Annotated in this window: 9 protein-coding genes; 7 read left to right on the top strand and 2 right to left on the bottom strand. The window is 61.2% G+C overall.

The genetic code is table 11. The features are described from left to right. Nucleotides 1–28: 28 nt before the first annotated feature. From VGO12_RS31230 to exoR, 4 genes are all read left to right on the top strand, one after another. Entirely contained in the window at nt 29–826 is a 798-nt protein-coding gene (locus VGO12_RS31230) for a PopZ family protein (RefSeq protein ID WP_327516620.1), read from the top strand. A 122-nt stretch (nt 827–948) separates the two neighbouring features. Next, nucleotides 949–3,789: a valine--tRNA ligase gene (locus VGO12_RS31225; RefSeq protein WP_327516619.1), complete on the top strand. Its 2,841-nt coding sequence runs from the start codon at nt 949–951 to the stop codon at nt 3,787–3,789. A gap of 496 nt (nt 3,790–4,285) precedes the next feature. After that, complete coding sequence (locus tag VGO12_RS31220; protein ID WP_327516618.1) at nt 4,286–5,527, top strand: OmpP1/FadL family transporter; 1,242 nt, start codon at nt 4,286–4,288, stop codon at nt 5,525–5,527. 470 nt (nt 5,528–5,997) lie between these two features. Beyond that, complete coding sequence (gene exoR / locus VGO12_RS31215) at nt 5,998–6,804, top strand: exopolysaccharide production regulator ExoR (RefSeq protein WP_327516617.1); 807 nt, start codon at nt 5,998–6,000, stop codon at nt 6,802–6,804. Between the two features lie 183 nt (nt 6,805–6,987). Here the strand turns inward: exoR and xth are convergent, their stop codons facing one another. Next, nucleotides 6,988–7,779: an exodeoxyribonuclease III gene (gene xth, locus VGO12_RS31210; RefSeq protein WP_327516616.1), complete on the bottom strand. Its 792-nt coding sequence runs from the start codon at nt 7,777–7,779 to the stop codon at nt 6,988–6,990. Nucleotides 7,780–7,987: 208 nt separating this feature from the next. On the opposite strand from xth, the gene VGO12_RS31205 reads away from it, so the two are divergent. Then, entirely contained in the window at nt 7,988–9,451 is a 1,464-nt protein-coding gene (locus tag VGO12_RS31205) for a phospholipase D-like domain-containing protein (protein ID WP_327516615.1), read from the top strand. A 42-nt stretch (nt 9,452–9,493) separates the two neighbouring features. Here the strand turns inward: VGO12_RS31205 and erpA are convergent, their stop codons facing one another. Then, on the bottom strand, nt 9,494–9,826 hold the full coding sequence (erpA, locus tag VGO12_RS31200; protein WP_327516614.1) for an iron-sulfur cluster insertion protein ErpA: 333 nt from the start codon (nt 9,824–9,826) through the stop codon (nt 9,494–9,496). 211 nt (nt 9,827–10,037) lie between these two features. Here erpA and VGO12_RS31195 point away from each other — a divergent pair, with 211 nt between their 5' ends. Then, nucleotides 10,038–11,255 (top strand): deoxyguanosinetriphosphate triphosphohydrolase, encoded by a 1,218-nt coding sequence (locus VGO12_RS31195; RefSeq protein WP_327516613.1) that lies wholly within the window; start codon nt 10,038–10,040, stop codon nt 11,253–11,255. Nucleotides 11,256–11,352: 97 nt separating this feature from the next. Continuing rightward, nucleotides 11,353–13,113, top strand: a complete 1,761-nt coding sequence (gene argS / locus VGO12_RS31190) for an arginine--tRNA ligase (RefSeq protein WP_327516612.1) — start codon at nt 11,353–11,355, stop codon at nt 13,111–13,113. Nucleotides 13,114–13,206 lie beyond the last annotated feature (93 nt).

Below are 13,206 nucleotides of genomic sequence, written 5' to 3'. Positions count from 1 at the left end.
ATGTCGACTGCGTCAAACGAGGATGGAAATGGCACAGCTCAATGTCGCGCGTGAACCTTCGATGGATGAAATCCTGGCATCCATCCGCAAGATCATCGAGAGCAATGAGCCGGGCCAGGCCGGCCTTTCGCCCGAGCAGCATTTCGACGACGAGACCGCCGACGAAATCGAGCTGACCATCGACCGGGAGATCGAAACGGTCGCCTTCGGCAGGCTTGACGAGCGCGCCGAGGAGGCAAAACTCGCCGCCGACGCACCCGCCATCGAGATCGCCGTTGCTCCGTCCGAGAGCGCGGCTCAGCCGCCGCTTTCGCTTGCGGACGTCGCGGCGCGTGTGCGCGCTGCGTCCGAGCGCCATGCCCAGGGTTTTGCCACGCGCGACGCACAGCCGGCTGAACCGACTGTGACCATCCAGGACAGCCCGGTCGTGACGGCGCGCATGGCCGCGGTCTCCGCGCCGAAGGTGCCCGCGCCGGAGCCGGTGGTTGCTCCCGAGGCGCAACCGGAACCGGATGTCGCGATGGTCGCCGAGACCCGGGAGATCCCACCTGCGGCAAGCCCGGCAACAGCCGTCGTCGTGGACATGAAGTCGCCGGAGAAGGCGCTTGCCGCGATCGTTTCGCCCGAGGTCGGTCGCAAGGTCGCGCAGTCGTTCGGCGACCTCGCTCACGCGATGGATCAGGGCGCTCGGCGCTCGTTTGATGAAATCGCCGAGGACATGCTGCGCCCGATGCTGCAGGAGTGGCTGGACGACAATCTCCCGACGCTCGTCGAACGTCTGGTTCGCGAAGAGATCGAGCGCGTTGCACGCGGCCCGCGTCGCTGAATTTCTGATCCCGTCGACGAAAGAAGCCGCGCGACCGTCGCGGCTTTTTGCGTTCGTGTTGACTTGCACCGGCCGTTCCGGTTTACAAGACACAGATATCAATCTCCAAAATTGGCTCCAAAATGCTTGATAAGACCTACGATTCCGCATCCGTCGACCCGCGTATCGCCAAGAAGTGGGACGAAGAAAACGCGTTTCGTGCAGGAGCAGGTGCCAAGCCCGGCGCCGACAGCTTCTGTATCGTGATCCCGCCGCCGAACGTCACCGGTTCGCTGCACATGGGCCACGCGCTCAACAACACGCTTCAGGACGTGCTGGTCCGCTTCGAGCGCATGCGCGGCAAGGACGTGCTGTGGCAGCCTGGCATGGACCATGCGGGCATCGCCACGCAGATGGTCGTCGAGCGCAAGCTGATGGAACAGCAGCAGCATCGCCGCCAGATGGGTCGCGAGGCCTTCATCGAGAAGGTCTGGGAGTGGAAGGCTGAGTCCGGTGGCCTGATCTTCAACCAACTGAAGCGGCTCGGCGCCTCCTGCGACTGGTCGCGTGAGCGCTTCACCATGGACGAGGGTCTTTCGGAGGCGGTTCTCGAAGTCTTCGTTTCGCTCTACAAGGAAGGCCTGATCTACAAGGACAAGCGCCTGGTCAACTGGGACCCGAAGCTGCTGACGGCGATCTCCGATCTTGAGGTCGAGCAGCACGAGATCAACGGCAATCTCTGGCATCTGCGCTACCCGCTCGAGCCGGGCGTCACCTACGATCATCCGGTTGCCTTCGACGAGGACGGCAAGCCGACGGAGTGGGAAAAGCGCGACTACATGATTGTCGCGACGACCCGGCCCGAGACGATGCTCGGCGACAGCGGCATTGCCGTCAATCCCGAGGATGAGCGCTACAAGCCGCTCATCGGAAAGCACGTCATCCTGCCGATCGTCGGTCGCCGGATCCCGATCGTTGCCGACGACTATGCTGATCCGACGGCTGGCACCGGTGCGGTCAAGATCACGCCTGCCCACGATTTCAACGATTTCGACGTCGGCAAGCGTGCGGGCCTTCGCGCCATCAACATCATGACGATCGAAGGGCGCATCACCATCAAGGACAACGAGGACTTCCTCGAAGGCCTTGCAGATCCGGCTGCGCTCCACGGTGCCTGGGAAGAGCTCGAGGGCAAAGACCGCTTCGAAGCACGCAAGATCATCGTTCGCATCTTCGAAGAGGCAGGCTTGCTCGACAAGATCGAGCCGCACAAGCACATGGTTCCGCATGGCGACCGCGGCGGCGTGCCGATCGAGCCGCGCCTGACGGAGCAATGGTACGTCGACGCCAAGACGCTGGCGAAGCCGGCGATCGCCGCCGTCAAGGAGGGCCGCACCAACTTCGTTCCGAAGAACTGGGAAAAGACCTATTACGAGTGGATGGAAAACATCCAGCCCTGGTGCGTTTCGCGTCAGCTGTGGTGGGGTCACCAGATTCCGGCCTGGTACGGCCCGGACGGCCAGGTCTTTGTCGAGAAGACCGAGGAAGAGGCGCTGCACGCGGCGATCCAGCACTATCTCGCCCATGAAGGCCCGATGAAGGCCTATGTCGAGGACCTGCTTGAAAACTTCAAGCCGGGCGAAATCCTGACGCGCGACGAAGACGTGCTCGACACCTGGTTCTCCTCCGCACTCTGGCCTTTCTCGACGCTCGGCTGGCCGAACGAGACGCCGGAACTGGAGCGCTACTATCAGACCGACGTGCTGGTGACGGGCTTCGACATCATCTTCTTCTGGGTTGCCCGGATGATGATGATGGGTCTGCACTTCATGAAGGATGCCGACGGCACGCCGGTCGAGCCGTTCCACACGGTCTATGTCCATGCGCTCGTTCGCGACAAGAACGGCCAGAAGATGTCGAAGTCCAAGGGCAACGTCATCGACCCGCTCGAACTGATCGAGGAGTATGGCGCCGACGCATTGCGCTTCACACTGGCGATCATGGCCGCCCAGGGGCGTGACGTGAAGCTCGACCCGGCGCGCATTGCCGGCTACCGCAACTTCGGCACCAAGCTCTGGAACGCGACGCGCTTCGCCCAGATGAACGGCGTTGCCGGCAGCGAAGGCTTCATCCCGGAGGCGTCGTCTCTGACGATCAACCGCTGGATCCTGACCGAGCTGTCGCGCACCATCCGCGACGTTACCGAGGCGCTCGAGGCGTACCGCTTCAACGACGCGGCCGGCAGCCTCTACCGCTTTGTCTGGAACCAGTTCTGCGACTGGTATCTGGAACTCCTGAAGCCGGTGTTCAGCGGCGAGGACGAAGCGGCCAAACGCGAATCGCAGGCTTGCGTCGCCTATGTGCTCGACGAGATCTACAAGCTTCTGCATCCCTTCATGCCGTTCATGACCGAGGAACTGTGGGCGCAGACGTCCGTCGAGGGAGAGGAGCGTCCGTCGCTGCTCTGCCATGCCGAATGGCCGGCCCCGTCCTATGCCGATGACACGGCTGCCGACGAGATCAACTGGTTGATCGATCTCGTCTCCGGTATCCGTTCGGTCCGCTCGGAGATGAACGTGCCGCCGGCTGCAACCGCACCGCTGATCGTCGTTGGCGCCAACGCTCTGACTCGGGAACGGCTGCAGCAGCACGCCCAGGCGATCGGCCGCCTGGCGCGCGTCGAGCACATCGACCATGCCGCCGTCGCCCCGCGCGGCAGCGCGCAGATCGTCGTCGGTGAGGCAACCGCCTGCCTGCCGCTCGGCAATCTGATCGACCTGTCCGCCGAAAAGGCGCGTCTGGAAAAGGCGATCGGCAAGGTGGACGCCGAGCGCGAGCGCATTCTCGGCAAGCTTTCCAACGAGAAGTTCGTTGCCAATGCGAAGCCGGAACTCGTCGAAGCCGAGCGTGAACGCCTGGTCGAACTCGACCTGCAGAAGGACTCTCTGGGCGTCGCTCTGACGCGGGTGGCAGAAGCGGGCTGATCAGCGAGGTTCTCGCTGTTCGGTGTAAGGTATAGCTCGCACATCCGACCCTGCAGAAATCGATCCGCGGCAGAAATGCCGCGGATTTTTATTTTAGGAGGATGGGATATACTTTGAATGCCGTGCGACGCCATCGATTCGCTGCTTTCGGCGCGTCGGCCGGCCGAAAAAACGTCTGTGGTGGCCATGCGGAGATTCAACCGAGTATTTCGTTGGCCGGCCGCAAAAACCGATATTGTTGTCCTTGGGACACAGCTTTCCGATATGTTGGAAAATCATTCCGGAAGCTCGCGAGTAACCCGGATGGGTTAGGAAAATAATTCCTAAAATTCGCGAATGTGTCTAAATCAAGAGAATCTTACGTAAATTTTGTGACTGAATTGCCGGGTGTACCCCAACTTCTGGCATTTGCGATTTCACGCGATCGTGAGGATACTCCAAACACACGCGACATGAGGTGGAATGTCGCAGTTTGCAGTGCAGGGGGAGGAGCTGGATGGCTCACATGAATTTCAAGCGTGGCGTCCTGGCAGCGGCAGCCGGTCTGCTGTTTGCATCGGCCGCGCACGCTGGCGGTCTTGAGCGCGGCGGTTACAACATCGACCTGCTGTTTGATCCGTCGGACTATGCCGCAGAAGCATCGGCGACCTACGTCAATCCGCAGCGAGAACTCAACAACGTTCAGGATATCAATCCATTGAACGGCACGCCCGGTGGTCCGTCCGATGGCGTTCGTGAGACCGAAAGCTACTGGGTTCCGCGTGTCGGCATCAAGGCTGGTATCGGTGAAGGCTTCGACTGTATGGCTGACTACTCGCAGCCATGGGGCGCGCATTCCAAGCCCGGCCTGAACTGGGCCGGCGCCAACGACAACAGTGAAACGAAGGTGGAAAGCGACAACTACGCCGCCACCTGCTCCTACAAGTGGGCAGTCGGTCCGGGGCAGTTCCGCGTCATCGGCGGCGTCTTCTATCAGGAAGTCGGTGGCTTCAAGGAGCGTCTCGTTTCGCCGGCGATCCCGGTTCTCGGATTGAGCGGCGTCGGTCGCCTGGATCTCGAGGGTGACGGTTGGGGATGGCGTGCGGGCGTTGCCTACGAAATTCCGGAATATGCTGTCCGCGCCAGCCTCGTCTACAACAGCGCCGTCGATCTCGACAACCTTTCAGGCTCGATCGATCTGCGTGATGTCGCGTTGGGCCGCGGCCCGGGCGGACGGCCGATCATCGGCACCAAGTACGACGTGACGGGCTTCGCCTCGATGCCGGACTCGCTCGAGCTCAAGGTTCAATCCGGCATTGCGCCTGATTGGGTGGCGTTCGGCTCGGTCAAGTGGACCGACTGGAGCCAGCTTCAGGTTCTGAACTTCTGCCCGGGCACTTCCAGCCCGCTGACGCCCTGCACCAGCCTCAACCTGCTCTATCGCGACGGCTGGACGATCTCGGGCGGTATCGGTCACAAGTTCACCGACAAGCTCAGCGGTGCTGCCAGCATCACCTGGGACCGTGGCACGAGCCATGGTTTCGGCACACAGACCGACACATGGACGTTCGGCAGCGGTCTTTCCTATGCGGCGACCGAGAACCTCGAATTCCGCCTCGCTGGCGCCGTCGGGATCCTGACGGGCGGCAGCTCCGGTCCGCAGACCTTTAACGGCCAGCCGGTTGGTACCGACGTGAAGTATGATTTCGACGACGATTTCTTCGCGGCCGTCTCGACATCGGTCAAGATCAAGTTCTGATCCATCATATCATCTGACAGTCCAGGGCCCGGTTTCGACCGGGCCTTTCTTTTGGTGTGGAGCCGTTTAACCAAACGCCTGGAGTGTCCCGCAATGTGACGATTCAGCAACACTTTTAATGCTAGAGTTTGCTACGATCAGACTCGTTCCGGCTATGTCCATTTCCCGCCACAAACAGGGAGCAGCGATAGTAGGAACAAACGTGCAAGGTGTGTTCGAGCCTGCGGCGTTTGGGGTGAAAGGGAGCTTGGACTGTCGTTCGTGATCTCAGATGTGGCCGCTGGCGGACTTGTGCAAGTGGTCGAATGAAATGATCGTTTCGGCAGGCGTATCGAAGCTTCATTGCGTGACGATTGCGCCGACAGTGTCGGCGATTTTGGCGAGTGTTGGACGGCCGGGGCCGTTCGGGCGTGTGTTTGCAGCGGTGATGAGTTCGGCGTGGCCGGCTGGAACGGAAGAATAAGACTGTGATGCTTGCGGGTGAACTGAAGTCACTGAAGGTTGCGATACTCGGCGTGTCGCTGGCGGTCTGCGGGACCATCGCCATGCCGGTCCATGCTTTTGATCCCGGTGCGGGCGTCACCAAGGAATCCGGTCCCTTCGCCCTCTTCAAGTTCGGTTTTTCCGCCTACAAGAATGGCCGCAAGGACGAGGCCGTCGAAGCCTACAAATATGCGGCCGAGAAGGGCCACACCGGCTCGCGCTGGGCGCTCGCCAACATGTATGCCTACGGCGACGGCGTCGCCGAGAATGACCTCGAAGCCTTCAAGATCTATAGCGAGATCGCTCAGCAGGGCGTGGAGCCGGGTTCGGAAGACACCGGCTATTTCGTCAACGCGCTGATTTCGCTCGCCGGCTACTATCGCCGCGGCATTCCCGACAGCCCCATCAAGTCTGACATGGCCCAGGCGCGTCAGCTCTATTTCCAGGCCGCTTCCACCTTCGGTGTCTCCGAGGCGCAGTTCCAGCTGGCGCGCATGCTGCTTTCGGGCGAGGGCGGTAGCGTCAACGTCCAGCAGGCCAAGAAGTGGCTCAACCGCGCTCGCAAGAGCGGCCACGCCGGCGCCATGGGCGTGTTCGGCAACGTCATCTTCCAGGAAGGCCAGACCGTGCGTGGTCTCGCCTACATGACGGCAGCACTTGACCAGTGTTCGCCGAAGGATCGTCCTTGGCTGCAGTCGATGCAGGAGCAGGCGTTTTCGATCGCCAATGAAGACGACCGGCGCACGGCGATCTCGCTGTCACAGAACCTGCACATGCAGGGCGACGACGACTGACATCGTCAGGCCTACTCAGCAAATCCCTCTCATCAGACGTGCAAACGGTCGTCGCGGAACTCTGAATGTCTGCGTGTGCTTGTCCGTTGATCGGCCATGGCAACGCAAATATGCAGCATCCCGTGCCGCCTGGGCACAGGATTAAAACGCCAAAAATCGAAGTGCTGGCGTCGGATCCGGCCCTCAAGCCGCCGCGAACTGGAACGTGCCGATGACCGGAACGTGGTCGGAGGGCTTCTCCCAGGCGCGCACATGCTTGTCGATCGAGGTCGAGACCAGGCGGTCCGCCGCCTCCGGTGACAGCATGAGATGGTCGATGCGGATGCCGAAGTTCTTCGGCCAGCAGCCGGCCTGGTAATCCCAGAACGTATAGAGCGGAACCGCGTCGGATGTGGCCCGCACAGCATCGGTGAAGCCGAGATTGCGCAGTCGGCGAAAGGCTTCGCGCGTTTCTGGCAGAAAGAGTGCGTCGTTCTGCCAGACCCTGATGTCCCAGCAATCGTGTTCCTCGGGGATCACATTGTAGTCGCCGGCAAGAATGAACGGCTCTTCGAGCCGCAGGCGCTGTTCCGCATAGGCCGCGAGCCGGCGCATCCAGGCGAGCTTGTAGGGGTACTTCTCGCTGTCGACGGGATTGCCGTTGGGCAGGTAGAGCGAGCAGACGCGGATGACGCCGCCCTCGACGGAAAAGACACCTTCAATGAATCGCGACTGCTCATCCGTTTCGTCCCCAGGGAGGCCGCGATTGACCTCGTCCGGGCGCAGCTTCGACAGCAGCGCCACGCCGTTGAAACCTTTCTGGCCATGGGTCTCGACGTGATAGCCGAGCGCCTCGATCTCGAGCCGCGGAAAGCCTTCGTCGACCGATTTGATCTCCTGGAGGCAAACGATGTCGGGGCTTGATTCCTTCAGCCAGGACAAAAGGCCGTCGATCCGCGCCTTGACGCCATTGATGTTCCAGGTGGCAATCTTCATGGCTCGAAACGCCCTTCCATTTCGGTTCGTCCTTCCGGTGCGCTTCTTGTAGCCGCTCCGGATTCTTTTGACAAATCCGATACCTGCGGTTCGTCGGAGGGTTTGCGTTCGCGGGCGCGACGAGACCTTGGGTGACGGGCTCCGTGTATACGGTATCGGCGCGGACGCCCGAATTGATTCCGTTTCATGGCCGGCTATAGTCCCCGGCATGATCGATCTCGTGCAGAATTACTGGCCGCATATCCTGGCCGTGCTGTCCTTCGTGCTTGGCATCCCCGCTGCCATCCATGCGGCGATGAAAAAGGACGACGTGCGCGCTGCGGCCGGTTGGGTCGGCGTTGTCCTGCTTTCGCCGATCGTCGGTGCGCTGCTCTATGCGGTTGCCGGTATCAACCGTATCCGTCGATCCTCGATCGGATCGCAGCGCGCGCTGCTGCGCGGGCATGGGCCTGATCAGTTTGGCCGTTTCGACGTATCGGACACGGAGATTGGCAGTCGCTTTGGTGAACGCTTCGCGGCGATGAAAATTCTAGGCGACCGCGTCTCGCGCCACCGCATGTGCACCGGCAACCAGATTACGGTGCTAGCCGGCGGCGATGCCGCCTACGCGGCCATGCTGGATGCGATCGCCGGCGCGCGACGCAGCCTCTTGCTCGAGAGCTACATCTTCGATCGCGATGTTATCGGCTTGCGCTTTGCGGATGCCCTGATCGCCGCCGTTGCCCGCGGCGTCGAGGTGCGCGTGCTCATCGACGCGGTCGGTGCGCGCTACTCGGTGCCGAGCATCGTCGGCCACCTGGAGCAGGCTGGCGTCCCGACGGCGGTCTTTAACGGCAACATCATCATGGGACTGCGGTTGCCCTATGCCAATCTGCGCACGCACCGCAAGATCCTGGTGGTCGACGGCAGCATCGCCTTTGCCGGAGGCATGAACATCCGTGCCGGCTTTACCCGCGAGGCCGCCGGGCAGGAACCGTCCCAGGATACGCATTTTCGCATGGTCGGGCCGGTCGTCGCCGATATTTTTCAGGTCTCGGCCGAAGACTGGCAGTTTTCAAGCGGCGAACAACTGATCGGCGAGGCGTGGAGGATCGAGGAAGCGCCCTCGGTCGCAAGCCAGACCTCGGTCTTGATGCGTGCCGTGCCCTCCGGCCCGGACGCCACCAATGAAACCAATCACAAGATGCTGATGGGGGCGTTCTCGGTTGCGCAGAAGAACATCCGCGTGATGTCGCCGTATTTCCTGCCGGATCGCGAACTGATCAGCGCGCTTGTCACCGCCGCGCGCAGGGGAGTGGAGGTCGACATCATCGTTCCGGCGGTCAACAATCTGCTCCTGGTCGACCGCGCGATGACGGCCCAGTTCGATCAGGTGCTGAAGGGACATTGCCGTGTCTGGCGCGCGAAGGGCGCCTTCAATCATTCAAAGCTGCTGACGGTCGACGGGCGCTGGGCCTATGTCGGGTCCACCAATCTGGACCCGCGCTCGCTTCGGCTCAACTTCGAGTTCGACCTGGAGGTCCTGGACGACGGATTCGCACGGTCGATCGACGAAACCATTTCCGAAGTCCTGGCCGACGCCGAACCCGTCACGCTTGAAAGATTGCGCAAGAAGTCGTTCCCAGACCGGCTGGTCAATCGCATCCTCTGGCTGGGGTCGCCCTATCTCTAGAGGTGGGGAGGTGACCGCCCGCGGCCGATCCGATCGCCCGTGTCAGATGGAAAAGCTTGTTCCGCATCCGCAACTTGCGACGGCATTCGGATTCTTGATCTGAAACGATTGGCCGAGCAGGTTGTCGACGAAGTCGATCTCGGAGCCGCCCATGTAGACGAGCGACAGGCTGTCGATCAGCACCTTGGCCTCGTTCTTCTCCAGGACCAGGTCGTCCTCATTGGTGCTGTCGACCAGGTCGAACTTGTAGGAGAAGCCCGAGCAGCCGCCGCCTTCGACGGAAACGCGCATGGCATTGTTGTGGCTGTCCGAACGCAGGATCGTCGCGATCCGCTTTGCGGCTGCATCCGAGAGGGTCACGGTTTCGGTGGTCATATCTGCCTCCTGCCGGGGTCAAGAACGGGAGAGAATTGTCATGTGTCGTGGCAACGATCAGGCCGGTTCCCTTACTTGTGTCAAAGGCGCTGGCCAAGCCGTTGCTTCCGCTTGCGGAATCGGTCGATGCTTGCATGACGCGTTTCCGTGGCTTTCACTATAGGTATGAAGGCCTGAATGTCCCGTCAATGGGACGACGAGTAGGTGGAAGATGACATTCGACAAAAATGCGCTGGGTTTCGGTTATGGCGAACATGCGCCGTTCGCGTCGAACCCCTGGGCAACACGCGGGCGCCTCTATCCTGAACAGACGAGCGCCACGCGCTCCGACTTTCAGCGCGACCGGGACCGTATCGTCCACACCACCGCATTCCGGCGGCTCAAGCACAAGACCCAGGTCTTCATCGCCGCGGACGGCGATCACTATCGCACCCGTCTGACGCACACGATCGAGGTGGCGCAGATTGCCCGGGCGCTTGCGCGTGCGCTCAAGCTTGACGAAGACCTCGCCGAGGGCGTGGCGCTGGTGCACGATTTCGGCCACACGCCCTTCGGCCACACCGGAGAGGATGCGCTTCACGACATGCTGAAGCCCTATGGCGGCTTCGACCACAATGCCCAGTCGCTTCGCATCGTCACCAAGCTCGAGCGCCGCTATGCCGAGTTCGACGGCTTGAACCTCACCTGGGAAAGCCTGGAAGGGCTGGTCAAGCACAATGGACCGCTGCTGACGGCTGACGGTGAGGGCACCCGTGGCCCTGTGCCGCAGCCGATCCTGGACTACTGCGCGCTCCACGATCTGGAGCTATCGAGCTATGCGAGCCTTGAAGCCCAGGTGGCCGCCATCGCCGACGATATCGCCTACAACACCCACGACATCGACGACGGGCTGAGGTCCGGCTATCTGACGTTCGAGATGCTGGAAGACGTGCCGTTTCTGGCAGAGCTGATGCGCGCGGTTCACGATCGCTATCCGGGGCTTGAAAGCAGCCGCTTCACCCACGAGATCATGCGACGGCAGATCACCGCGATGGTCGAGGACGTGATCGGCGTCGCGCAGCACAATCTCTCGGAGATCCGCCCTGAAAGCGCCGCGGACGTGCGCCAGGCGGGGACGGTCATGGCGACGTTCTCCGACGCGATGGGTGAGACGGACAAGCAGATCAAGCGGCTTCTGATGACGCGGATCTATCGCCATCCTGAAGTCATGCGGGTGCGGGAAAACGCAGCCTCGATCGTCTGCGACCTGTATCACGCCTTCATGGCGGACCCGAAACTGATGCGCGAACACTATTGGATCGATCAGATTGCCGGCATGGCCGAACCGGCCAGGGCCCGTCATGTCGGGGACTACCTTGCCGGCATGACCGATACGTTTGCGATCGGCGTGCACAAGCGCTTGTTTGACCATACGCCCGATTTGCGCTAGGGACGCCCCGCCCGGAGGCTTGCGGTTCGGCCGAACCGAGCCTCCTTTTTTAAGTTTTGCACCGACCACCCGTGGTCGGGAAAAGCGGACGGATAACATGAATCTCTTCACGGACTTCGAATCAAGAATTAAGGATATTCTCGAAACGCTTGAAAGCGTTCGAGAAAAGCGATCCGAGCTTGATTTCGGCCGTGTCAATGTCGAGCCGCCGCGCGATCCGAGCCACGGCGATGTCGCGACTAATGCGGCGATGGTGCTCGCCAAGCCGCTGGGCATGAACCCGCGCGCGCTCGCCGAGCTTATCGTCGAGAAGCTCAAGCAGGATTCCGAAGTTGTCGACGTTTCCGTCGCTGGCCCCGGCTTCATCAACGTTCGGCTTTCGGTGTCTTACTGGCAGAAGATCCTGTCGGCGATGGTGCGCACCGGTGTCGATTACGGTCGCAGCGCGGTCGGCGGCGGACGCAAGGTCAACGTTGAATATGTGTCCGCCAATCCGACAGGCCCGATGCATGTCGGCCATTGCCGCGGCGCCGTCGTCGGGGACGCGCTTGCGAACCTGCTGGGCTTTGCCGGCTATCAGGTGACGAAGGAATACTACATCAACGATGCGGGCTCGCAGATCGACGTTCTCGCACGCTCGGCGTTCCTGAGATACCGCCAGGCGCTTGGCGAAGAGATCGGCGAAATCCCGGCGGGCCTTTATCCCGGCGATTACCTTGTGCCGGTCGGCGAAGCGCTCGCCGACGAATTCGGCACGAGCCTCAGGCTGATGCCCGAAGACAAGTGGATGCCGCTCGTCAAGGATCGCACGATCGACGCGATGATGGTGATGATCCGCGAGGATCTCGCGGCGCTGAACGTCAGTCATGACGTCTTCTTCTCCGAGCGGACGCTTCACGCAAACGGCGCGGCCGCCATTCGCACGGCGATCAACGATCTGACCTTCAAGGGCCATGTCTACAAGGGCACGCTGCCGCCGCCGAAGGGGCAATTGCCGGAGGACTGGGAAGACCGCGAGCAGACGCTGTTCCGCTCGACCGAGGTCGGCGACGATATCGACCGGCCGCTGATCAAGTCGGACGGCAGCTACACCTATTTCGCCGCCGATGTTGCCTACTTCAAGGACAAGTTCGACCGCGGCTTCGACGAGATGATCTATGTGCTCGGCGCCGATCATGGCGGCTACGTCAAGCGGCTTGAGGCATTGGCGCGGGCCGTCTCCGGCGGTTCGTCGAAGCTGACGGTCCTGCTTTGCCAGCTGGTCAAGCTCTTCCGCGACGGCGAGCCGGTCAAGATGTCTAAGCGCTCGGGTGATTTTGTCACGCTTCGCGACGTCGTCGATGAAGTCGGGCGCGATCCCGTGCGGTTCATGATGATCTACCGCAAGAACTCGGAACCTCTCGATTTCGATTTTGCCAAGGTCACCGAACAGTCCAAGGACAACCCGGTGTTTTATGTGCAGTACGCGCATGCGCGCTGCTGCTCGGTGTTCCGCCAGGCCAAGGACGCGTTTCCGGGGCTGGATATCGAATCACTCGACCTTGCGGGCGCGGTAAACGGGCAGATCGTCGATCCGGCGGAACTTCAGCTTGTCGCCAAGCTGGCAGAATATCCGCGCGTGATCGAAGCTGCGGCACTCGCCCAGGAGCCGCATCGCATAGCGTTTTACCTGTATGATCTTGCCGCTGCCTTCCACGGTCACTGGAACAAAGGTAAAGAGAATCCGGAATTACGTTTTGTTAACGATAAAAATAGAGAATTAAGTACTGCCAGACTCGGGCTGGTGCATGCTGTCGCTTCGGTATTGAAATCCGGCCTGTCTATTACAGGCACCTCCGCACCGGAGGAAATGCGATAAGTACTGTCACCATTTTCCCACAATGCACTGGCACAGCGTTACAGGCAATTGTGAGTGGAGAGCATGGCAGACAAACAATTCGCACGAAGCGGG

The sequence above is a fragment of the Ensifer sp. genome (genome assembly GCF_035999135.1).
In the GTDB taxonomy this organism is placed as follows: domain Bacteria; phylum Pseudomonadota; class Alphaproteobacteria; order Rhizobiales; family Rhizobiaceae; genus Ensifer.
The sequence above is the reverse complement of the archived record's forward strand: the minus strand, read 5'-3'. Positions and strand labels throughout refer to the sequence as shown.

What these genes read in the sequence shown, in the direction of transcription:
- argS (WP_327516612.1), top strand. Translation starts at nt 11,353, where the DNA reads ATGAATCTCTTCACGGACTTCGAATCAAGAATTAAGGATATTCTCGAA.
- erpA (WP_327516614.1), bottom strand. Translation starts at nt 9,826, where the DNA reads ATGACCACCGAAACCGTGACCCTCTCGGATGCAGCCGCAAAGCGGATC.
- exoR (WP_327516617.1), top strand. Translation starts at nt 5,998, where the DNA reads ATGCTTGCGGGTGAACTGAAGTCACTGAAGGTTGCGATACTCGGCGTG.
- VGO12_RS31195 (WP_327516613.1), top strand. Translation starts at nt 10,038, where the DNA reads ATGACATTCGACAAAAATGCGCTGGGTTTCGGTTATGGCGAACATGCG.
- xth (WP_327516616.1), bottom strand. Translation starts at nt 7,779, where the DNA reads ATGAAGATTGCCACCTGGAACATCAATGGCGTCAAGGCGCGGATCGAC.
- VGO12_RS31220 (WP_327516618.1), top strand. Translation starts at nt 4,286, where the DNA reads ATGGCTCACATGAATTTCAAGCGTGGCGTCCTGGCAGCGGCAGCCGGT.
- VGO12_RS31205 (WP_327516615.1), top strand. Translation starts at nt 7,988, where the DNA reads ATGATCGATCTCGTGCAGAATTACTGGCCGCATATCCTGGCCGTGCTG.
- VGO12_RS31230 (WP_327516620.1), top strand. Translation starts at nt 29, where the DNA reads ATGGCACAGCTCAATGTCGCGCGTGAACCTTCGATGGATGAAATCCTG.
- VGO12_RS31225 (WP_327516619.1), top strand. Translation starts at nt 949, where the DNA reads ATGCTTGATAAGACCTACGATTCCGCATCCGTCGACCCGCGTATCGCC.